Origin of the sequence: Roseovarius maritimus, assembly GCF_043355895.2 — a bacterium.
Taxonomy (GTDB): Bacteria; Pseudomonadota; Alphaproteobacteria; order Rhodobacterales; family Rhodobacteraceae; genus Roseovarius; species Roseovarius maritimus.
This window is the reverse complement of the sequence record NZ_JBHFPF020000002.1, coordinates 373097-393207: the sequence shown is the minus strand read 5'-3', so window position 1 is coordinate 393207 and position 20111 is coordinate 373097. Positions and strand designations below refer to the sequence as shown.

General features: G+C 65.5%; 19 protein-coding genes and 2 tRNA genes. 6 read left to right on the top strand and 15 right to left on the bottom strand.

Going from position 1 to position 20111, the window contains the following annotated elements:
- Nucleotides 1-31: 31 nt before the first annotated feature.
- From ACEWPM_RS06755 to ACEWPM_RS06740, 4 genes are all read right to left on the bottom strand, one after another.
- Nucleotides 32-2704: a hypothetical protein gene (locus tag ACEWPM_RS06755; protein ID WP_393961665.1), complete on the bottom strand. Its 2673-nt coding sequence runs from the start codon at nucleotides 2702-2704 to the stop codon at nucleotides 32-34.
- A gap of 120 nt (nucleotides 2705-2824) precedes the next feature.
- Nucleotides 2825-4102, bottom strand: a complete 1278-nt coding sequence (locus tag ACEWPM_RS06750; protein WP_393961664.1) for an O-acetylhomoserine aminocarboxypropyltransferase/cysteine synthase family protein — start codon at nucleotides 4100-4102, stop codon at nucleotides 2825-2827.
- Between the two features lie 138 nt (nucleotides 4103-4240).
- A complete protein-coding gene (locus ACEWPM_RS06745; protein WP_393961663.1) occupies nucleotides 4241-5245 on the bottom strand; it encodes a hypothetical protein in 1005 nt (334 codons plus the stop codon).
- A 148-nt stretch (nucleotides 5246-5393) separates the two neighbouring features.
- Nucleotides 5394-5477 (bottom strand) — tRNA-Tyr (locus ACEWPM_RS06740).
- Nucleotides 5478-5650: 173 nt separating this feature from the next.
- On the opposite strand from ACEWPM_RS06740, the gene rlmB reads away from it, so the two are divergent.
- The 3 genes from rlmB (at nucleotide 5651) to ACEWPM_RS06725 (ending at nucleotide 7462) form a co-directional block, all read left to right on the top strand.
- Nucleotides 5651-6451 carry a 23S rRNA (guanosine(2251)-2'-O)-methyltransferase RlmB gene (gene rlmB, locus ACEWPM_RS06735; protein WP_393961662.1) on the top strand — a complete coding sequence of 267 codons (801 nt, stop codon included), beginning with the start codon at nucleotides 5651-5653 and terminating at the stop codon, nucleotides 6449-6451.
- An 11-nt stretch (nucleotides 6452-6462) separates the two neighbouring features.
- Nucleotides 6463-6807 (top strand): hypothetical protein, encoded by a 345-nt coding sequence (locus ACEWPM_RS06730; RefSeq protein WP_393961661.1) that lies wholly within the window; start codon nucleotides 6463-6465, stop codon nucleotides 6805-6807.
- A 241-nt stretch (nucleotides 6808-7048) separates the two neighbouring features.
- On the top strand, nucleotides 7049-7462 hold the full coding sequence (locus ACEWPM_RS06725) for a CoA-binding protein (protein WP_393961660.1): 414 nt from the start codon (nucleotides 7049-7051) through the stop codon (nucleotides 7460-7462).
- Between the two features lie 3 nt (nucleotides 7463-7465).
- Here ACEWPM_RS06725 and ACEWPM_RS06720 read toward each other — a convergent pair whose 3' ends face one another.
- The 3 genes from ACEWPM_RS06720 to hisF are packed head-to-tail and all read right to left on the bottom strand — an operon-like array spanning nucleotide 7466 to nucleotide 8833.
- Nucleotides 7466-7756, bottom strand: coding sequence for a Dabb family protein (locus ACEWPM_RS06720; RefSeq protein ID WP_393961659.1), 291 nt, complete (start codon nucleotides 7754-7756; stop codon nucleotides 7466-7468).
- A 1-nt stretch (nucleotide 7757) separates the two neighbouring features.
- On the bottom strand, nucleotides 7758-8072 hold the full coding sequence (locus ACEWPM_RS06715) for a phosphoribosyl-ATP diphosphatase (RefSeq protein ID WP_393961658.1): 315 nt from the start codon (nucleotides 8070-8072) through the stop codon (nucleotides 7758-7760).
- Nucleotides 8069-8833 (bottom strand): imidazole glycerol phosphate synthase subunit HisF, encoded by a 765-nt coding sequence (hisF, locus tag ACEWPM_RS06710; protein WP_393961657.1) that lies wholly within the window; start codon nucleotides 8831-8833, stop codon nucleotides 8069-8071. Before hisF ends, ACEWPM_RS06715 begins: the two co-directional genes overlap by 4 nt.
- Nucleotides 8834-8929: 96 nt before the next feature.
- On the opposite strand from hisF, the gene ACEWPM_RS06705 reads away from it, so the two are divergent.
- Nucleotides 8930-9391, top strand: a complete 462-nt coding sequence (locus ACEWPM_RS06705; protein WP_393961656.1) for a DUF302 domain-containing protein — start codon at nucleotides 8930-8932, stop codon at nucleotides 9389-9391.
- A gap of 3 nt (nucleotides 9392-9394) precedes the next feature.
- On the opposite strand, the gene hisA is transcribed toward ACEWPM_RS06705, so the two are convergent.
- From hisA to ACEWPM_RS06670, 7 genes are all read right to left on the bottom strand, one after another.
- Nucleotides 9395-10114 (bottom strand): 1-(5-phosphoribosyl)-5-[(5-phosphoribosylamino)methylideneamino]imidazole-4-carboxamide isomerase, encoded by a 720-nt coding sequence (gene hisA, locus ACEWPM_RS06700; RefSeq protein ID WP_393961655.1) that lies wholly within the window; start codon nucleotides 10112-10114, stop codon nucleotides 9395-9397.
- Nucleotides 10115-10136: 22 nt separating this feature from the next.
- Nucleotides 10137-10775 carry an imidazole glycerol phosphate synthase subunit HisH gene (hisH, locus tag ACEWPM_RS06695; protein WP_393961654.1) on the bottom strand — a complete coding sequence of 213 codons (639 nt, stop codon included), beginning with the start codon at nucleotides 10773-10775 and terminating at the stop codon, nucleotides 10137-10139.
- 4 nt (nucleotides 10776-10779) lie between these two features.
- A complete protein-coding gene (gene hisB / locus ACEWPM_RS06690; RefSeq protein ID WP_393961653.1) occupies nucleotides 10780-11367 on the bottom strand; it encodes an imidazoleglycerol-phosphate dehydratase HisB in 588 nt (195 codons plus the stop codon).
- 140 nt (nucleotides 11368-11507) lie between these two features.
- A tRNA-Gly gene (locus tag ACEWPM_RS06685) sits at nucleotides 11508-11582 on the bottom strand.
- 173 nt (nucleotides 11583-11755) lie between these two features.
- The gene (locus ACEWPM_RS06680; protein ID WP_393961652.1) at nucleotides 11756-12547 is read right to left on the bottom strand and encodes a phosphodiesterase; all 792 of its coding nucleotides are present in this window, start codon (nucleotides 12545-12547) and stop codon (nucleotides 11756-11758) included.
- Nucleotides 12548-12552: 5 nt separating this feature from the next.
- Entirely contained in the window at nucleotides 12553-15993 is a 3441-nt protein-coding gene (locus ACEWPM_RS06675) for a pyruvate carboxylase (RefSeq protein WP_393961651.1), read from the bottom strand.
- A 155-nt stretch (nucleotides 15994-16148) separates the two neighbouring features.
- Nucleotides 16149-17294 (bottom strand): alpha-hydroxy acid oxidase, encoded by a 1146-nt coding sequence (locus tag ACEWPM_RS06670; RefSeq protein ID WP_393961650.1) that lies wholly within the window; start codon nucleotides 17292-17294, stop codon nucleotides 16149-16151.
- Between the two features lie 202 nt (nucleotides 17295-17496).
- Here ACEWPM_RS06670 and ACEWPM_RS06665 point away from each other — a divergent pair, with 202 nt between their 5' ends.
- Both ACEWPM_RS06665 and ACEWPM_RS06660 read left to right on the top strand, forming a co-directional pair.
- Nucleotides 17497-18393 carry a TonB family protein gene (locus tag ACEWPM_RS06665; protein WP_393961649.1) on the top strand — a complete coding sequence of 299 codons (897 nt, stop codon included), beginning with the start codon at nucleotides 17497-17499 and terminating at the stop codon, nucleotides 18391-18393.
- 67 nt (nucleotides 18394-18460) lie between these two features.
- Nucleotides 18461-19366, top strand: a complete 906-nt coding sequence (locus ACEWPM_RS06660; RefSeq protein WP_393961648.1) for a DMT family transporter — start codon at nucleotides 18461-18463, stop codon at nucleotides 19364-19366.
- 17 nt (nucleotides 19367-19383) lie between these two features.
- Here ACEWPM_RS06660 and ACEWPM_RS06655 read toward each other — a convergent pair whose 3' ends face one another.
- A complete protein-coding gene (locus ACEWPM_RS06655) occupies nucleotides 19384-20055 on the bottom strand; it encodes a dimethylsulfonioproprionate lyase family protein (RefSeq protein WP_393961695.1) in 672 nt (223 codons plus the stop codon).
- Nucleotides 20056-20111 lie beyond the last annotated feature (56 nt).

The window sequence follows — 20111 nt, the reverse complement described above, 5'->3', positions numbered from 1 at the left end:
GAATTTGCGCGGGAGCCAGTGAGCGGCGAGGTCAGCCTTGCGGCATTCGCAGCACAACATTGCGGCCGCGCTTGACGTAGCGCAACTCGCTATCGCCGATGGCGGCCACCTGTCCGCCATCCAGCGCATCGCCAACGCGCACCTTCTTGTAACGCCCGTTGCCAAGCCGAACCAGAGCGCGGCGGCTGGCGCTGGAGCCATAGACGCCGATCAGGTTGATCTCGCGCAGCTTCAACACGTTTTTCTCTGTTGCCTGTTTGGCCACTGATGCGCTGGTCGGGAAGGTGGGCTGAATCTGCTGAGAGCTTGGCACCGGCTGTGCTGCGGCCTGCTCGCGCGTGCGCTTGACGGTCGTATCGAAATCGCCGGGCCGGCGCAGTGGCGTCAGCGATGCGGTGACAGCCTGGGGGGTCGCGTTGTCGAACGCATCCTCCAGCTCTTCGGGATCGGCCTCTGCAGCGTCCGGCTGCGCGGCGCCAGCGTCAGGTTGCGCGGTGGCGATCGCCCGGGTCAGTGCGGCCCCGTCGACCAAGGGTGCGGCGGCGGCGCCATTTGCGCTGGCCAGTGTGGCGGCCGCGGCTGTCATTGTTGCGGGACGCGGCTGCGGACGCAGGGCGGCCAGAGATGAGGCACCACCGCCAGCCATGACGGGATCCTCCAATGCGGCAATGCGCGTCTCGGGCACGCCGGGCGCTTGGGTCGCGTCCGATTCCTCCTGCTCGCCGCCAGTTTCATCGGCGATCGCGGTGCTTGGTCGCACCTTGGGACGGATTGTTGCGAGAGCGGGATCGCCGGTGAAGGTGATCACTTCGGTCGCAGGTGCACCATTCGCGCCATCTCCGGTACCCGGCTCAGTGACGGGCACTTCGGCTGTCACAGTGACAGTCTGCGCCATGTCGGCGGGCGGCGTCAGGGGCGGGCGGCCCGCAACGACTCGAACGCCCTCTGGCGTCATGGCCCCGTCCGGGGTCGCGCGGACGAAACCGCGCGCGTCGAAGTCAAAGCGGGTGCCGGCGGGCGGCGGTGCACCGGGGGCCTCGGGCGCGGTGTCGATTGCATCGGGGGCGCGGCGCGGCAGGGTGGCGGGCAGGCCCAGATTGACGCCGGGGTCCAGCGACACCTGGTAAAGATCGGTTATCGGTGCGCCTGCGCCTGGCGTCTCCGGCGGGGACGGGGCCATCTGCCAGATGCCGGTGGCGGCATAGCGCGCCAGCGCCTCGCTCGGCGACAGGGACAAGGGGCGATCCGGCAGGCTGGCGACCTCGGGGCGGGCTGCGCCAGCATCATCGGGCAGCGATGCAACGCGCGCGTCGTCGCCATCCGGAAGCGGGGCGATTCGCGCGGGTGCGCTTGCCTCGGCCTCGGGCGCGGCGGGATCAGCTTGCTCTTCGCTCGTCGCAGGGACGTCCGCCAGCTTGATGTCGCCGCCGCCAAAGAACCGCGCCAGCCCGTCATCGAGGAAGATCGAGGCCCAAGCCGCGACGCCCACCAGAAAGAGCAGCAGGATCGCCGTCAGGATCAGGCCGAGAAAGCGCGGTTTGCCCCGCACTTCGGCTTGGCGCGCGCCAAATACGGTCATGCGCTGCTTTTCATCCTCGCGGGGGCGGGATCTGGCGGGTTTGGGCGCGGTTTCCCTCGCCTCTTTGTCGGCTCGGGTGCCGAAAAGGCCCGGCAGGCTTGCGCTGGCGGGGGCCTCGGCCTCTTGCTCGGGGCTGGCAGCGGCGGCGTCGCGGTCCAGTCGCGCCTCGGGATCGGGCTGAAGGCTGGCGGCCAGCTCGGCCATCATGGCAGGGTCGTTGACGCCGCTATCGGCAGGGCTGGGCAGGGGCGGGGCGGCGCCTGTTGCGGGTGCCGGCTCGACCCCGCCCAGACGGCTGAGCCGCGGCTCGCCTGAAACAAGCGGCGCACGCGGCGCGCCCTCGGCGCTGCGGCTGGCGCGGATCGAGGTAAAGGCGGTCGGCGCCGGTTGCTCGGCCTTGCCTGCATCCGTGCCCTTGACGGGCTCGGCCTTGGGCGACGGAGCGGGAGTCTCGGCACCCTTATCCGGCTTTGCGAGGGGCGCATCGCCGGATGCCGCCTTGTCCTTTTTCGGGGCCGGGCCTGCCTCGGCCACAGCTTGCGCCGCGGCTGCGGCAACGGGCGCATCGGCATCTCCCTCGGCGGGTATTTCGGCATCGCCGGTGATGCGAATCGGGGCTGCGTCTCGCTCGATCGTGGTGCCCTCGGGCAGGGCGGTGCCGGCCCATGCCGTGGCTCCGAAAAACGGCTCGCCCCGGAAATCGCCATGCGCGGGGATCGCGGCAAAGCCGACAGGCTCGAAGCCGTTCTCGACGGCAAAACTCTCGGCCTCGCCCAACGTCTCCAGCGCGACGGCGGCGATGTGGATCACGCCCTCTTCGGCGGTCCAGTCATATTCCAACTCGTCAACCGCGTAGGGTGTCGCGCCGTCCAGCGCGGCGCGCACGGCGGTGTCGGGATCGCCCTCTGCCTCGATGGTGAGGTATTTGATCTGATCCTCGGGGATCACGATCTTGCATGTCTGATCACCGGGTAGTCGCCCCGCACGTTCCTGCAGCGCTGCAATGGCGCCGGGCAAATCCGGATCGTCGAAACGCACATCGCCGACCCGCGCCCATCCGGAATAGGTCCGGTGCAAAAGGGTCAGGTCCTCACTGGACAGGATCAAGGCAAAATTCGGTTTCATTGCACGTCTCTAGCACCCAAGGCTGCGCGGCGGGAGTCCTGCCACACACCACATGATTCTATAGCAGGTTCCTGCCGAACGGAAGGAAAAGCCCCGCCGCCCGGCAAACCCCCGCCCGCGCTATCCCGCCTTGGTCAGGGCCTGGTCCAGATCGGTGATCAGATCATCCGCTGTCTCGATGCCGATCGAGATACGCACCACCTCGGGGCCTGCACCCGAGGCGCGCTGCTGATCCTCGCTCAGCTGGCGGTGCGTGGTCGATGCGGGGTGGATCACCAGGCTGCGGGTATCGCCCAGATTGGCCACATGGCTGAACAGCTCCAGCGCATCGACGAACTTGACGCAGGCGTCATAGCCGCCTTTCAGCGAAATGGTGAAGAGCCCGCTGGCGCCCTTGGGGCAGACCTGCGCCATGCGCCCATGATAGGGCGAGCTTTTGAGACCCGCATAGGTCACGCCCGAAATCGCATCATGGCCTTCCAGCCATTCCGCGATCTTCTGCGCGTTTGCGCAGTGACGCTCCATGCGCAAGGACAGTGTTTCGATGCCCATCAGCGTGTAATGCGCCGCTTGAGGGTTCAGCGTCATGCCCAGATCGCGCAGGCCGATGGCGATGCCGTGGAAGGTAAAGGCCAGCGCGCCGAAGGTCTCGTGGAACTTGAGGCCGTGATACGCAGGCTCGGATGCGCTGAGCGACGGGAACTTGTCCGAGGCGGACCAGTCGAACTTGCCCGAATCCACGACCGCGCCGCCAGTGACGGTGCCATTGCCGGTGAGGTATTTCGTCATCGAATGGACGACGAGGGTGGCCCCATGCTCAATCGGACGGCAGAGATAGGGCGTGGCGGTGGTGTTATCCACGATCAGCGGCAGACCAGCCTTGTCCGCAATATCCGCGACGCTGCGCAAATCGGCGATATGTCCGCCCGGATTGGCGATGGATTCGCAGAAAATTGCGCGCGTGTCGTCGTCGATGGCGTCTGCGATCGCGTCCATGTCGTCGATATCGACAAACCTTGCGGACCAGCCGAAGCGCTTGATCGTCTGGCTAAACTGCGTGATCGAGCCGCCGTAAAGCCGCGTCGAGACGACCACGTTCTTGCCCGGTCCCATCAGCGGGAACAGCGCCATGATCTGCGCCGCATGCCCGGATGAGCAGCACACGGCGCCCGCGCCCCCTTCCAGCGTGGCAACCCGCTCCTGCAGCGCGGCGACGGTCGGGTTGGTCAGGCGCGAATAGATATAGCCGACTTCCTGCAAGTTGAAGAGCTTGGCCGCATGTTCGGCATCGCGAAAGGCGTAGGCGGTGGTCTGGTAGATCGGCACCTGCCGCGCGCCGGTGGCCGGATCCGGACGTGCGCCTGCGTGAACCTGTAAAGTGTCAAAACCGAGTGTCATGGGATGCCCCCTCCTGAAAATTCCCTTGGCGGATTTGTAGGGGATGGCGGGGGAACGGGCAATGATCATGCGATTCAGGTTGATCATGAGGCGGGGGATGACGGCGTGGCGAGACTCCATCCCGGCGGGCGACGTCGCCTAGCGCATCCAGAACCCGTTGCGTTTGATCGTATTGCGGATCGCCTGCTCGCGCCGCGGCAGATCGCCTTGGTCGAACAGCGCGCGCACCTTCATGCCGCGGCCCTGATAGACCATGCGCTTGATCGGCTCGTATTCCTTCAGCACCTTTTTCACCCGGTTGTGGTTGGTGATGTGGTGCAGCGCGTCGACCACGTGATCGCCTTCACGCGCATAGAGCAGCGGAAGCAGGCGGTAGTGACAGCTGACCGCGCCGTCCAGATAGCCCTCGGGCAGGGTATCGCGCCCGCCGCCCAGAGAATGGATTACCAATGGCAGCGCCACCTGGTCCAGCCACGGGTCCAGCTCCTGACAGATCAGCTCTTCGGGGGAATCGTCGCGGATGGCGAGCGCATAGTCGAGAAAGCGCTGTCCGAAGGCGCGGGGGCACATGTAGTAGAAGAACCCGGCGTTGAAATAGAGGTAGCGTTTCCAATATTCGTCCGGTTGGCTCTGGTCGAGCGAGGCTTCGTAATCCAGCCCGAACTTGTCATAGAGCGATTTCCAGATCGCGCCGTAGCCGGGGCCATAAAGCTCGGGCTTGGGCCATGTGCCCTCGCGCCGCAGCGATGCGCTGGCCCGGGTGAAATCAAACGGGACGGTGGCCAGATCGCCGGTGATCAGCGTGTCGGTGTCGAAGAACACGAAAGGCTCGCCCTCGGGCAGCGCAGCCAGCGCCTCGATCTTGTTGCCATAGGGGTAGGCATGGCCGAAATGCTGGTTGTGAAACGGGACGATCTCGGCACCCAATTCCTCCAGCATGGCGCGCGTCTCATCGCCCTTGACGCGTGGATCGTTCGGCCATAGGGGGCCGGGCTGCGGCTCGGCGATCAGCAGGCGTCCGGAAAAGTCCGGGCAATAGCTGCGCAGCGACAGGCAAAAGAGCAGCGCCTCGTATTGCAGCCGCCCGCCTTGCGCCACGATCATCACGTTGAAATGCTGCGGTGCTGCCGGCTGCCCTGCCATGTCCATCCTGCTGGTGAGATGCGTTTTTTCGCACTATAGGACGCAGATTGTCGATGCACGAGGGAAAGATGCCCATAATGCGCGCGATTGTGTCATGCGCGGCATCAATATGGACATCGCATCAATTCGGACATCGTAAATGGAAAAGTGGTGGGCGACCCAGGAATCGAACCTGGCGTGCGTCTCCGCGAGGGAGTTACAGTCCCCTGCCACACCTTGCGGCCTGTCGCCCACTTGGCCAGTCGCACAAGCGCCTGACGTGGGGGGCTGATTACAAGCGCGCCCGTGAGGCGTCAACCGGAAAATGGCCGCCATGTGCGGACAGGCGCGCCGCGCGGAAAACGCCTTGCACGCAGGCCGGGCGCGCCCGATATTGCGCGGCCTAAGCAGAAGGGGCCACGCGCCATGAAAAAACCGAAATGGGTGGTCGAAAAGGAGCAGGCCAAGAAGGCGGCGGATGCCGAGACGGTCTGGCTCTTTGGTCTGCACGCGGTGCGCGATGCGCTGCTGAATCCGGCACGCGAGAAATTGCGCCTGATCGTGACGCTGAACGCCCGCAACAAGTTGCAGAAGGCGATCGACACATCCGGCATGACACCCGAGGAGGTGGATCCACGCAAGTTCAGTGCGCCGCTCGATCCCGGATCGGTGCATCAGGGCGCGGCGCTTGAGGTCAAGCCGCTGGATTGGGGCGATCTGGAGACGCTGGCGCTGGGCGGCGGCGAGGGCGGGCGCCCGCCGCGCATCATCCTGCTCGACCGCGTGACGGATCCGCATAACGTGGGCGCGATCCTGCGCTCGGCCGAGGTGTTCGGCGCCTGCGCAGTCATCGCGCCGCGCCATCACAGCGCCCCCGAGACCGGCGCGCTGGCGAAAACCGCCAGCGGCGCGCTGGAGCGGCAGCCCTACAAACAGGTGCGCAACCTTGCCGATGCGATGCAGCAGCTGCAGAAGATGGGCTACCTGGTGCTGGGTCTCGACGGCGAGGCCGACCAGACGATCGAGCAGGCGATGGAGGGCCGGCGCGATCGCCCCGTTGCGCTGGTGTTGGGGGCCGAAGGGCCGGGACTGCGCCAAAAAACCCGTGAGACCTGCGACATTTTGGTGAAAATCCCGTATTTTGGCGGCTTTGGCTCGCTCAACGTCTCAAATGCGGCGGCGGTGGCCCTATATGCCACTCAGGCGCCGGACCAGGCCGCGCCGTAGCGGGAGAGACCATGCGCAAGATCGCCACGTGTTGCTATTGCGGGACGCGCGCCGCGCTGGTGCTGCGCGGCGAAGGCCGCCATGAGTTGTCCTGCGCGGCATGCGGTGCACCCCTGCACGAGATGAAGGCGATGCCCTGCAATGCTCCATCGCGGGATGGATCCGCCCCCAAACCCGCGCCGCGGCGCAAACCCGCGCCCCATCCCTACGACACGGGGCGCGACGATCCGGAGCAGCGCCGGAGGGCCGAGCGCGAGGCCTATCGCCAGCCTTCCCGCAGGCGCAAACGGCGCAAACCCTTGCTGCGCAAGGCGTTGGAAGAGATTTGGGATGTGGTCGAGGATATCTTTGATTGAGGCCCTTGGCGCGGACGGTCCGCACGCCCGTCATGCTGCAAAAGGTCACATGCCGATCACAGGTCTATTACCGCCTCTTCTTAATCTGAGATTCAGTCCTAAATGATATTGCACAGACGCCGGACCGGAACTTCGGTGTCTATTATCACTGTCCCTCGTTCCGTGACTGCGCCCGAAGTCTGTACTTCGGGCGCTTTTTTGTGGAGCGTTGCAGCGGACAGGCAGACGCGAGGGAGCCACCATGACAGACGACACGATCCGGCAGATACTGAAATCCACGCGGCGCATCGCGCTTGTCGGCGCCTCGGCCAATCCGGCGCGGCCCAGCCATGGCGTGATGCGTTTCCTCTTGGGCAAGGGTTATGAGGTGGTCCCGGTCAATCCCGGCCTTGCGGGCCAGACCCTGCTGGGACAGGAGGTGGTCGCTCACCTTGCCGACATCGAGGGCGATATCGACATGGTCGATGTCTTTCGCAGCCCCGAACACGTGCCCGGTGTCGTGGACGAGGCGTTGGCCGCGTTGCCGAACCTGCAGACGATCTGGATGCAGCTGGGCGTCGTGCATGAAGAGGCCGCCGAGACGGCCCGCGCGCGCGGTGTTGAGGTGATAATGGATCGCTGCCCGGCCATCGAGTATCCGCGCCTGATGGCCTAAGCCTCAGCCCGCCACGAAATCCGCTGCGATACGCATCTCGCGCATGGGGCGCACATGCGCGATGCATGCGGCATAGGTGGGATGCGCCTTGAACGCGGCCAGCGCGGCCTCATTGGCGAATTCGGCATAGACGATCAGGTCGGGCGCCTCCTGCGTGATGGCGTCGCTGTGCAGGTTGCGGCCCACCTCGAAATGCTCGGCATGCGGTATCTCTGCCAGCATCATCAGGCCCTCCCGGACCTCGTCCACGGATTGATCCGCGCTCGCGGAAAAGAAAACGACGTGCCTGATCATCTCAGCCCTCTTGTCTGCTGGCTTTTTCGGCGAGGCCGGATTGGGATTGGCGGCGCTCCAACTCGGCCATCACGTTGCTCAGGGCGACACCGCGCGCGCGCAGCATTACCATGAGGTGAAAAAGCACATCCGCCGCCTCGCTGGTCAGCGCCTCGCGGTCACCCTTTACCGCCTCGATGATGGCCTCGATAGCCTCCTCACCGAATTTCTCGGCGCATTTCTCAGGGCCCGTGGACAGCAGTTTCGCGGTCCAGCTGCTCTTGGGGTCCGCTTCGGCGCGCCGGGCGATGACAGCCTCCAGATCGTCCAGAGTCATAGTCCTGTCCTCATCGGAATTCCGGCGGCGGCCATATGCGCCTTGGCCTCACCTATGGTGAACTCACCGAAGTGAAAGATCGATGCGGCGAGCACCGCGCTGGCGCCGCCCTCCTTCACACCATCGACCAGGTGATCCAGCGTGCCGACTCCGCCCGAGGCAATGACCGGCACATCCACCGCGTCCGATATGGCCCGCGTGAGAGGCAGGTTGAAACCCGCCCGCGTGCCGTCCCGGTCCATCGAGGTCAGCAGGATCTCGCCCGCGCCATAGCCTGCGACCAGCCGCGCGAACTCGACCGCGTCGATGCCCGTCTCGCGCCGCCCGCCATGGGTGAAAATCTCCCACTTGCCCGGGCTGACCGTCTTGGCGTCGATGGCGACCACGATGCACTGGCTGCCGAACTGGTCCGATGCCTCGCGCACCACCTCGGGCCGGGCCACGGCGGCGGAGTTGAAGCTGACCTTGTCGGCCCCCGCTAAAAGTAGCGCGCGCACATCTGCCGGCGTGCGGACGCCGCCGCCCACGGTGAGGGGGATGTAGCATTGCTCGGCCGTGCGGCGCACCACGTCGAACATGGTGCCGCGATTCTCATGCGTTGCGTGAATGTCGAGGAAGCATAGCTCATCCGCACCGGCGGCGTCATAGGCGCGCGCGGCATCCACCGGATCGCCCGCATCGCGCAGATCGACGAAGTTGACGCCCTTGACCACGCGGCCATCGGCCACGTCGAGGCAGGGAATGATGCGGGTTTTCAGCATGGTTGATCCGGCCCTTGGCGTGTCAGGCGATTGTCTATGGCCAAATCGCGCTACATGCTAGGGCCAGAGGATAAAAACCGGACAAGGAGATTTCATATGAGACGACTTATCGCAGCCGCGTTGATTGCCGTGATGGGCAGCGCCGCCTTTGCCAGCGAAGAGAGCGTAACCCATGTCGAGGCCGCAGGCAGCGTGAGCGAGACGATGGACAGCCTCGAAGCGGCCGTCACCTCGGCCGGGGCCACCGTCTTTGCCCGCGTTGATCACGGGGCAGGGGCCGAAGGCGTGGGTATTGATCTCAAGCCGTCGCAGCTTCTGATCTTCGGCAATCCCAAGCTGGGCTCGCAGGCGATGGAGGATGATATTCTTGCCGGTCTGCATCTGCCGATGAAGGTACTGGTCTACGAGTCGCTCGACGGGCAGGTGTACCTCGCCTACGAGGATCCGGCGGTCATGCTGGGCAATCTCAGCGGGGTCGAGCCGGGCGCCGGTTACATCGCGGAAATGCGTGCCGCCCTTGGCAAGCTGACCAGCAAGGCCGCTGGCCCCGCCAACTAAGGCTTAGCGCAGCGCGTCCAGCGCGCTGCGCAAATCCAGCGCCCCGTCATAGAGCGCGCGGCCAGAAATGGCACCGTTCAGCGGCGCGCCGCAATCACGCAGCGCCAGCAGATCATCCAGCGAACTGACCCCGCCCGACGCGATGACCGGGATGCTGACCGCATGCGCCAGCGCCGCCGTCGCCTCGATATTTGGACCCTGCATTGCGCCGTCACGCTCGATATCGGTGTAGATGATTGCGGCCACGCCCGCGTCCTCAAAGCTGCGGGCAAGATCAGTCACCATCACCTCGGTTTCTTCGGCCCATCCCTTGGTCGCAACCCGCCCGTTGCGCGCGTCGATGCCCACGGCCACCTGACCGGGGAACGCCTTGGCCGCCTCGCGCACCAGCGCCGGATTTTCGACGGCTACGGTGCCGAGGATCACCCGCGCCAGACCTTTCGACAACCACGCCTCGATCGTCGCCATGTCGCGGATGCCGCCGCCCAACTGCGCCGGCACCTTGCAGCGTTTCAGGATCTCCTCGACCGGCGCGGCATTGACGGGCGCACCGGCGAAGGCCCCGTTCAGATCAACAAGGTGCAACCATTCGCAGCCCGCCGCGACGAAGGCTTCGGCCTGCGCCGCCGGGTCGTCATTGAACACGGTGGCGGCATCCATTTCGCCGCGCAGAAGGCGCACGGCTTGTCCGTCCTTAAGGTCGATGGCGGGATATAAGATCATGGTGTCACTCACAAAAAAAGTTTCAGGGCGTCCAGCGCAGGAAATTCGAGATCATGCGTAGCCCCGTCACCTGGCTCTTCTCGGGGTGGAATTGCGTGCCGATCAGGTTGTCGCGGCCCACCACGGCGGTGACCGGCCCGCCATAGTCCACATGCGCCAGCAGATGCGCCGGATCGGCCACCTGGAACTGGTAGGAATGGACGAAATAGGCATGCTGGCCGGTCTCGATACCGTCGAACACGGGGTGCGCCCTATCCAGCACCAGATCGTTCCAGCCCATATGCGGCACTTTCAGCGCCGGATCGGACGGCGTGATCGCCTCGACCGTGCCGCCGATCCAATCGAAACCCGCCGTCTCGCCATGCTCCAGCCCGCGCGTGGCCAGCATCTGCATCCCGATGCAGATGCCCATGAAGGGGCGGGCATGGGTGATCACCGCCTCGCGCATCGCCTCGAACAGCCCGCGATGGTCGTATAGCTCGGCCCGGCAGGCGGCGAATGCACCGTCGCCCGGAAGCACGATCCGGTCGGCACGCCGCACGGTCTCGGGGTCCGAGGTCACGATCACCTCGCCCGCATCCACCTCGCGCGCCATGCGCTGAAACGCCTTTTCGGCCGAGTGCAGGTTGCCGCTCTCGTAATCGACGATGACGGTGCGCATCAGATCACAGCATCCCCTTGGTCGACGGAATCGCGTCCGCCTTGCGAGGATCGGTCTCGACGGCCTCGCGCAGCGCGCGGGCGACGGCTTTGAACGCCGCTTCCGCCATGTGGTGGCTGTTGATCCCGTGCAGCGCATCGACATGCAGGGTCATGCCGGAATGCGCCCCAAACGCCTGGAAAAACTCGCGCACCAGTTCGGTGTCGAACGTGCCGATCTTGGCGGTGGGCAGGTCCATGTTCCACACGAGGTAGGGCCGCCCCGAGAGGTCGAGCGCCGCGCGCACCAGCGCGTCATCCATCGGCAAAAGGCAGGCGCCGTAGCGGCGGATCCCGCGCTTGTCACCCAGCGCCTCGGCCAGCGCTTGTCCCAACGCGATGCCCACATCCTCGACACTGTGGTGATCATCGATATGCAGGTCGCCCTCGCAGGCGATTTGCATGTCGATCAGCGAGTGGCGTGCCAACTGGTCCAGCATATGATCGAAGAAACCGATGCCGGTCTTGTTGTCGTAGCTGCCCGAGCCATCCAGCGTGATGGCAACGCGAATATCGGTCTCGGCGGTTCTGCGGGTAATCGTGGCGCTGCGCATGTCGCTCTCCTGATCTTTGCCGCGCTTATAGGCAGATCGCGGCGCCCCGCCAAGGGCTGCCCGGCAAAACGCGCATGCCGAAAAAAGAAAAGGCCGCCCGAAGGCGGCCTTGATCTTGTGACCGTGGGTAGCGGTCTAATTGGAGCGGGCGAGGCGATTCGAACGCCCGACCCTAACCTTGGCAAGGTTATGCTCTACCCCTGAGCTACGCCCGCACCGATTGAGGGGTATCTACAAATTGCGGACGGGCGCCGCAAGGGCAAATTTCGGGCTAAATGAAAAAAGTCGAATTGCGAGAGGCTGATGGTGCGACATCTTTCATTGTTCAAAAAATACTCTGGAGGCCCAGGGGTAAAACCCCCGACCGCCACATGCAGGCTTGACGGTCTCAGACGTAGCTCAGCGTCCGCCTGCCGGGGATCCCGAAATCCTCCGAATGGATGACGGGGCCTTCGTCGCCCAGGTAGAGGATGCCATAGGCGCCGGGCTCGTCAATCGAGGTGTGCGCGTCCATGCCGGGCTGCAGGATCGGCGATTGGTGGCAGGGGCTTTTGAGCACTGTCGTCGCGATTCCGCCCGCCGCGCCCGAGATCGTGCGGTGCACATGGCCCGCGACGATCTGGCAGGTGCTGGCGCGGCGGCTGAGCAGCGCGAGGAACTCGGCCCGATTCGCGAGGCCGATATCGTCCATCGCGGCAAAGCCGACCGGCATCGGTGGATGGTGCATGAAGATAACCGTTCGGCGTCCCTCCGCAGCGGCCAGTGCCGCGTCCAGCCATTGAAGTCGCGCGCTGCATAGCAAGCCGGCATGATGACCATCATTGACCGTATCAAGCACGATCAGCCGCGTGTCGCCCGTGTCGATCACCTGACAGACATGCCCCTCGGGGGTCAGGGGCGCCTCGTGGAAAGCCCCGATGAACTGCGCGCGGCGGTCGTGATTGCCGATGGTCAGATGCACGGGCAGGGGACAGTCCGCCAGCGCGATGCGCAACCGGGCGTATTCCGAGGGGTGGCCGTGATGCGTGAGATCACCGGTGATGACCACGCGCTCGGCCTCGGGGAACTGCGCCAGCGCATGGGCCAGCCCCTCGCGAAAGCGCGCGTCGGGATCCAGATGGCCGATCGGTGTGCCGGGGGCTGTATAGTGCAAATCAGTAAAGATCAGGATTTTGCGCATGCCGCTTATTCCAGCTCGATCAGGAGATCCTTGGCGTCGATCTGCCCGCCAGGAGTGACGTGGACGGATTTGACCACCGCGTCGCGCTCGGCATGCAGCCCTGTCTCCATCTTCATCGCCTCGATGGTCAGCAAGAGGTCCCCCGCCTTGACGCTCTTGCCCGGCGTGGCCGAGACGCTGGCCACGACGCCCGGCATGGGCGCGCCAACATGATCGGGGTTGCCCAGCTCGGCCTTGGGGCGCGCCGCTGTGCTGGCCTTGACCAGCCGGTTGGGTACCCGGATGACACGGGGCTGGCCGTTCAGCTCGAAGAAAACCTTGACCTCGCCATCTTCGCCCGTCTCGCCCACGGCCTGCAGGCGGATTTCCAGGGTCTTGCCAGGGTCGATCTCTGCAGTAATCTCCTCGCCCGGCTCCATTCCGTAGAAGAAGGTGCGAGTCGGCAAAGTACGCACCGGGCCGTAGATGCGATGGCGGCCCATGTAATCGAGGAATACCTTGGGATACATGAGATATCCGTTCAGGTCCTCGTCATCGACGGCACGGCCTTCCAGTTGCGCGCGCAGCTCGGCGCGGGTGCCTTCCAGATCGACGGGCGCCAGATGCGTGCCGGGACGCTCGGTATTGGGGGCCTCACCCTTCAGCGCCTTGGCGGTCAGCGCCGAGGGAAAACCGCCCGGAGGCTGGCCCAGATTGCCCTGCAGCATGTCGATCACCGAATCGGGGAATGACGTGTCATGCGCGGGATCTTCGACCTGCGCGCGCGTCAGGCCCTGGCTGACCATCATCAGCGCCATGTCCCCCACCACCTTGGAGGAGGGCGTTACCTTGACGATATCGCCGAACATCTGGTTCACATCCGCATAGGTCTGCGCCACCTCGGGCCAGCGATCCTCAAGACCCATCGAGCGGGCCTGCTCCTTGAGATTGGTAAACTGACCGCCAGGCATTTCATGCAGATAGACCTCTGACGAGGGCGCTTGCATGGACGACTCGAACGCGGCGTAATGTCCGCGCACATTGTCCCAGTAATCCGAGATCTCGCGCACGGCAGCGATGTCGAGGCCGGTGTCTCGCTCGGTATGCGCCAGCGCCTCGACGACCGAGCCGAGCGTGGCCTGAGAGGTGTTACCCGAAAGCGCGTCCATCGCGCAATCGACCGCATCGACGCCCGCATCGGCGGCGGCGAGGATCGTGGCGCTGGCAATGCCGGCGGTGTCATGGGTGTGGAAATGGATCGGCAGGCCCACTTCGTCCTTGAGCGCTGCGATCAGCTTACGCGCGGCGGCGGGCTTCAAGAGGCCCGCCATGTCCTTGAGGCCCAGCACATGCGCGCCCGCCTTCTCCAGATCGCGGGCCATGCCGACATAGTATTTCAGGTCATACTTGGCGCGGTCGGGGTTCAGGATGTCGCCGGTGTAGCAGATCGACCCTTCGCAGATCTTGCCGGAGTCCACGATAGCATCCATCGCCACGCGCATGTTTTCCACCCAGTTGAGCGAGTCGAACACGCGAAAGACATCAACGCCCGTCTCGGCGGCCTGCCGCACGAATTCCTGCACCACGTTGTCGGGGTAGTTGGTGTAGCCCACGCCGTTCGAGGCGCGCAGCAGCATCTGTGTCATCACGTTGGGCAGGCGCGAACGCAGATCGCGCAGGCGCTGCCACGGGCATTCCTGCAAGAAGCGGTAGGCGACATCGAAGGTTGCGCCGCCCCAGCATTCGACCGAGAAGAGCTGCGGCAGATGCGCGGCATAGGCGGGGGCGATGCGGATCATGTCGCGGCTGCGCATGCGTGTCGCCAGCAGCGACTGGTGCCCATCGCGCATGGCAGTATCGGTGATCAGCAGTTGTTTTTGCGCCTTCATCCAGTCGGCCACGGCCTGCGGGCCTTTTTCCTCAAGCAGATTGCGTGTGCCGTGCTGCGGCGCGCAGCGGGGCTTGGGCGGGCGCGGATCCTTGAGGTCGGCGCGGGGGCGGGGGCGATCCTTGGTTTCGGGGTGCCCGTTGACGGTGATGTCCGCAATATAGGTCAGCACCTTTGTGCCCCGGTCGCGGCGACTGCGGAAGTTGAAAAGCTCGGGCGTGTCGTCGATGAACTTGGTCGTGTAGGTGTTGTCGAGGAACGTGGGATGCTTCAACAGGTTCTCGACAAAGGCAATGTTCGTGGAAACGCCCCGGATGCGGAATTCGCGCAGCGCGCGGTCCATCCGCGCGATCGCCGCCTCCGGCGTCTGCGCGTGGGCCGTCACCTTGACCAGCAGGCTGTCGTAGAAGCGCGTGATGACGCCGCCCGCGTAGGCCGTGCCGCCATCGAGGCGGATGCCCATGCCGGTGGCCGAGCGATAGGCGGTGATGCGGCCATAATCGGGGATGAAGCTGTTCTGCGGATCTTCGGTCGTGATGCGCGTCTGCAGCGCGTGGCCATGCAGGCGGATATCGTCCTGGCTCTTCTTGCGCGTCGCCTCGGCCAGCGTCTTGCCCTCGGCGATCTTGATCTGGGCTTGCACGATGTCTATGCCGGTGACCTCCTCGGTCACGGTATGTTCGACCTGCACGCGGGGGTTCACCTCGATGAAGTAGAACTGGTTGGTGTCCATATCCATCAGGAATTCGACCGTACCGGCGCATTCGTAATCGACATGCTTGCAGATCTTGTAGCCCAGTTCGCAAATCTCGGCGCGCTGGATCTCGGTCAGGTAGGGCGCCGGCGCGCGCTCGACCACCTTCTGGTTGCGGCGCTGGACCGAGCAGTCCCGCTCATAAAGGTGATACATGTTCCCGTGCTTGTCGCCGAGGATCTGCACCTCGACATGACGCGCGCGCAGGATCATCCTTTCCAGATAGCCCTCGCCATTGCCGAAGGCGGCCTCGGCCTCGCGCCGGCCTCCGAGCACCTTTTCCTCCAGCTCGTCCGGTCCGTTGATGGGGCGCATGCCGCGCCCGCCGCCGCCCCAGGACGCTTTGAGCATAAGCGGATACCCCACCTCCGCGGCCTCGGCACGGATGGCATCCATATCGTCGCCCAGCACCTCGGTTGCCGGGATGACGGGCACGCCCGCCTCGATGGCGACGCGGCGCGCGCTGGCCTTGTCGCCGAGGCTGCGCATCGTCCTGGCCTTCGGGCCGATGAAGGTGATGCCGTTCGCCTCGCAGGCATCGACGAAATCGGGGTTCTCGGACAGCAGGCCATAGCCGGGATGGATGGCGTCGGCACCGCTCTCCTTGGCGACGCGAATGATCTCGTCGATGCTCAGATACGCCGCGACGGGGCCGAGACCCTCGCCGATGCGATACGCCTCGTCCGCCTTGAAGCGGTGCAGGCCCAGCTTGTCCTCTTCGGCAAAGACGGCGACCGTGCGTTTGCCGAGCTCGTTGGCGGCGCGCATGATGCGGATGGCGATCTCGCCGCGGTTGGCGATCAGTATCTTCTTGAACTCGGTCATCGGCGCGTCCCCCGTTATGTCTGCGCGGGTCACTGCCCGGTTGCGCGCAGAGTGCGAATTGCCGCAGCGCAGCGCAACTTATTTCTACTTTTGTAGAAATCGCGCCGGATTCGCGCAACAGATGCGGCGCGTGGCCCATCCTTTTGCGACATTTCCTACCCGGTTTGGTCTCGGATCAGCCGACCGGGCAGGTCCGCCAGGCGGCGCGCGCCAAGCTGGCCCATATTGGCCGTCATATCGGCGGCAAGGATATGCACCAGATGCGCCGGCCCCTCGGGGCCAAGGGCGGCCAGCGCGTAATGCCAGGGCCGCGCCATCATCACGAAATTGGCCCCCAGCGCCAGCGCGCGCAGGATGTCGAGCCCGCCGGTGACGCCCCCGTCGAAGATCAAAGGCAGGTCCGTCGCCGCGCGGATGCGGGGCAGTTGGCGCACTGTGGCTGGCGCGCCGTCGAACTGGCGTCCGCCATGGTTGGAAATCCAGATGCCATCGACACCGGCCGCTTGCAGCCTTGGCACGTCGGCGGGATCGAGCACGCCTTTCACGACCAACGGGCCGTCCCAGTTTGCGCGCAGCCAGTCCAGATATCCCGCATCGGGCGAGGTGCGCAAAAGGTATCCCGCATGCGCCGTCGATGGCAGGCCCGAGGTGTCGCCCGCGTAGCTGTCGATCATGCGCATGCGCGGCATGCCCATCCGCGCCATGCCCAGCGCCCAGGCTGGGCGCAGCGCCACCTGCGCCATCAGGCGGGGTGTCAGGCGCGGCGGCTGGGTCAACCCCGAGCGTGTCTGACGCTCGCGCCGCGAGGCGACAGGCACATCGACGGTCAGCACAAGCACCTTGAAACCCGCCTTGCGCGCCCGCTCCAGCATGTCGCGGCGAATGCCCTCGTCGCGCGGGGGGTAGAGCTGAAACCACGCGTCATCGCCCGCCAGCGGGCCGATAGTCTCGGGCGTCTGCGCGGCAACGGTCGAGAGGGTGTAGGGGATCTGCGCGGTGGCTGCAGCGCGGGCCAGGTGGCGCTCGGCGTCTGGCCAGACCAGCCCGGACATACCCACCGGGCCGATCCCGACGGGCACGGGGTGCGCGCGCCCAAAGAGGGTCGTGCCAAGGTCCGGCGTGAATTCGCCATGCAGGATCGAAGGCATCATCTCGACGCTTTGCAGCGCGGCGGGACCCCCGTGGCGCGCGCGCTCAGTGCCCGTGCCGCTGTCGAGATACTCCCAGACAAAACGGGGCAGGCGCGCGCGGGCGCGGTCCTTGAGATCGCTGATGGCGGGGTATGTTGCGTCGTGGCTCATGCGCCGCATTTGGCGTAGTGGAGCGCGCCTTGTCCATAGCGGCCGCGATGTGGCACCACTTCGAGTGGGAATGTGGTGACTGCCTGAATGTTACTGTAAGGGTTTGCTCGTACCGTGCGGAGGGGCGAGGCCGCCGAGGGAAAGAAATGATGGCTCTCATCCGATATCATCAGGTTGCCGAGGTCTGGGACCGGCGCGCGCCGTGATCGCCGCCTCGCGCAATATCGCGCTGGTGGCGTTGGGCATTGCGCTGTTGGTGCATGCGGCGCTGGCGCTGGTGCTGGTGGACACGTCCGAGACCCAGATCGAGGGCGGCGCCGGCGCGCCCGAGACGCGGCTGGGCACCAGCTTTGCCGACATGGCGGCCGGCACCTTGACCGCCGCGCGCGCGACCGAGCCTGCCGAGGCGCTGCCGCCTGCCGAAGTGACGCCCCGGGCGGCGCTGACACCCGCGCCGCAAGCCGCCCTGCAGCCGCAGCGCGGCGAGCCTGTCGCGGCAGAGCCCGCCCCTAGCCCCGAGGTGATGCCGCATACTGTGGAGATGCCCGCGCCGGACGTACCTGCACCCGCCAAGGCGGTGCGCCCGGCGAAAGAGGCCAGCCACGCCGTCGCCAAGTCCCTGCGCCCCAAACTTCGCACGCCCGAATTCGAGGCGGCAAATGCGCGCGCGCGGGCCGCGCCGCAGGCCAAGCCCAAGCCGGAACTCCAGCAACAGGCCCAGCCAGCCCCGCGCGGCAATGCCGAGCAGAATGCGGCCAAAGGCACCGCTTCCGGCATGGAGCGCGCCAAGGCCGCGACCAGCGGCGCAGGCGCGCAAAAACCGCAGGCGGCGGGTAATGCGGCGGCGTCCAACTATCCGGGCGTCGTGATGGCGAAAATCTCGCGCGTAGCGCGCCCGCGCTCGACCTCGCGAGGGACCGCGGTGGTCAATTTCAGCGTGGCGGCTGGCGGCGGTCTGGCGGGACTGGACATTGCGTCCAGCTCGGGCTCGTCGCAGCTGGACAATGCGGCGCTCCAGATGATCCGGCGCGCGGCCCCGTTCCCCGCGCCGCCGCCAGGCGCGCAGCGAAGCTTTACCATCAGCATCAAGGGCCGCTAGAAAACGCGCGAGGTATCAAGCAGATCGTCCCTCGACATTCCCTTTCAATTCATCTCTCAATGCGCGAATGGCTAGTGAGATCAATACGCGGCCCAGCTGGGGCATCTTCTGGATGGTGGTGACCGGCCTGCTCTTCGTGGGCGTCACCGCACTGGTCAAGACGATCGGGTCACGCATCCCGGCAGCCGAAACCGCGTTTCTGCGCTATGCCCTCGGCCTTGTGCTGCTGATCCCGGCCATACCAGCCATCCGGCGCGCGCATCTTACACCGCGCCTTCTGGGCATCTTCTGCGGGCGTGGCGCGGTGCATACCATCGGCGTGGCGCTGTGGTTCTATGCGATGGCGCATATCCCTCTCGCGGATGTCACGGCGATGAATTACCTGTCGCCCATCTACGTGACGATCGGCGCCGCGCTGTTCCTCGGCGAGCGGCTGGCGATGCGCCGCCTTATAGCGATCCTCGTGGCCTTGCTAGGCGCGGTCATCATCCTGCGCCCCGGCCTGCGCGAAGTGGGGCCGGGCCATATGGCTATGCTGGTCACGGCCATCAGCTTCGGCGCCTCCTACCTCTTGGCCAAGCTGGCGACGGATGAGGCATCGCCGGTGGTCGTCGTGGCGATGCTGTCGCTGACTGTAACGGTTGGCCTTGCGCCCTTCGCCGCGCTGCATTGGGTGACGCCCACGCTGCTGGAGCTGGTGACGCTCTTCGGTGTCGCGGTGTTGGCGACGGCGGGGCATTACACGATGATGCTGGCCTTTCGCGCCGCGCCACTGGCGGTGACGCAGCCGATGACGTTCCTTCAACTGGTCTGGGCGGTTCTGCTGGGCGCGCTGGTCTTTGACGAGGCGGTGGATCCCTACGTGGTGCTGGGCGGGCTGGTCATCGTCGGCTCGGTCAGCTTCATCACCTGGCGCGAGGCCATACTGAAGCGCCGGGCGATCACGCCGCACAGTACCGCCACAAAGGTCTGAGCGGCTCAGCCGCCCTGTCAGCCCGCCTTGGGCCGCCGTGTCGGGCTGAGTTTCATGCCCGGGGAGGCAAGGCGATGCGCAGGGCCAACCCAGGCATAGGCCAGCAGGCAGGGATCGCGGTCGCCGGTCGTGATGCGGTGCTCGACGCCCGAGCCGTTATAGATCAGCGATCCGGGCGCATAGACTGCGCCGTTGTTTTCTGACCAGGCACCTGCGATCGAGATATAGCTTTCCTCGATATCTTGATGGCTGTGCTGCGGATAGGTCGTCGTTGGCGCAAAAAGAACGAACCCGAGGTTGAGCCGGTCCGATTGAACCGGCCCCTTTTGGCCAAGGATTTCGCAGAACGCGTATTTGCGTGCCAGTGCCTTGGGCATCTGCTCGTAGCCATATTCCCATGTCAGCGAGGCGCGGACTTCGCGCAAGGCGCGGGCCATGCCCTGCATCGCCGCCCGCTCGCCCAGATCGAGGGCGCGTGCGAGGTGAGCGGTCACGGGCAGCGTTTCGGGCTGGCGTGCTAAGATGGGCAGGTTTGCGGCAATCGTCGCCGACAGCCCGTCGCGCACCCGCTTGCGATGACTGCGGATGACAGGGCTGCCCCCGTCCGAGCCGAAGCGGTAGAGTGCGTCGAACTCGCGCAAAAGATAGAGCCAGTCGGGGCTGTCCGTCAGGCGCGGCGCGTCTGACATATGCGCCTCGGCGGAGGCCGGGAGGCGGGCATCGTCGGTGGGGGGCAGATCGCTCA

Coding starts and splice junctions, on each gene's coding strand:
- ACEWPM_RS06755 (WP_393961665.1), bottom strand. CDS start 2,704: ATGAAACCGAATTTTGCCTTGATCCTGTCCAGTGAGGACCTGACCCTT.
- ACEWPM_RS06750 (WP_393961664.1), bottom strand. CDS start 4,102: ATGACACTCGGTTTTGACACTTTACAGGTTCACGCAGGCGCACGTCCG.
- ACEWPM_RS06745 (WP_393961663.1), bottom strand. CDS start 5,245: ATGGCAGGGCAGCCGGCAGCACCGCAGCATTTCAACGTGATGATCGTG.
- rlmB (WP_393961662.1), top strand. CDS start 5,651: ATGAAAAAACCGAAATGGGTGGTCGAAAAGGAGCAGGCCAAGAAGGCG.
- ACEWPM_RS06730 (WP_393961661.1), top strand. CDS start 6,463: ATGCGCAAGATCGCCACGTGTTGCTATTGCGGGACGCGCGCCGCGCTG.
- ACEWPM_RS06725 (WP_393961660.1), top strand. CDS start 7,049: ATGACAGACGACACGATCCGGCAGATACTGAAATCCACGCGGCGCATC.
- ACEWPM_RS06720 (WP_393961659.1), bottom strand. CDS start 7,756: ATGATCAGGCACGTCGTTTTCTTTTCCGCGAGCGCGGATCAATCCGTG.
- ACEWPM_RS06715 (WP_393961658.1), bottom strand. CDS start 8,072: ATGACTCTGGACGATCTGGAGGCTGTCATCGCCCGGCGCGCCGAAGCG.
- hisF (WP_393961657.1), bottom strand. CDS start 8,833: ATGCTGAAAACCCGCATCATTCCCTGCCTCGACGTGGCCGATGGCCGC.
- ACEWPM_RS06705 (WP_393961656.1), top strand. CDS start 8,930: ATGAGACGACTTATCGCAGCCGCGTTGATTGCCGTGATGGGCAGCGCC.
- hisA (WP_393961655.1), bottom strand. CDS start 10,114: ATGATCTTATATCCCGCCATCGACCTTAAGGACGGACAAGCCGTGCGC.
- hisH (WP_393961654.1), bottom strand. CDS start 10,775: ATGCGCACCGTCATCGTCGATTACGAGAGCGGCAACCTGCACTCGGCC.
- hisB (WP_393961653.1), bottom strand. CDS start 11,367: ATGCGCAGCGCCACGATTACCCGCAGAACCGCCGAGACCGATATTCGC.
- ACEWPM_RS06680 (WP_393961652.1), bottom strand. CDS start 12,547: ATGCGCAAAATCCTGATCTTTACTGATTTGCACTATACAGCCCCCGGC.
- ACEWPM_RS06675 (WP_393961651.1), bottom strand. CDS start 15,993: ATGACCGAGTTCAAGAAGATACTGATCGCCAACCGCGGCGAGATCGCC.
- ACEWPM_RS06670 (WP_393961650.1), bottom strand. CDS start 17,294: ATGAGCCACGACGCAACATACCCCGCCATCAGCGATCTCAAGGACCGC.
- ACEWPM_RS06660 (WP_393961648.1), top strand. CDS start 18,461: ATGGCTAGTGAGATCAATACGCGGCCCAGCTGGGGCATCTTCTGGATG.
- ACEWPM_RS06655 (WP_393961695.1), bottom strand. CDS start 20,055: ATGTCAGACGCGCCGCGCCTGACGGACAGCCCCGACTGGCTCTATCTT.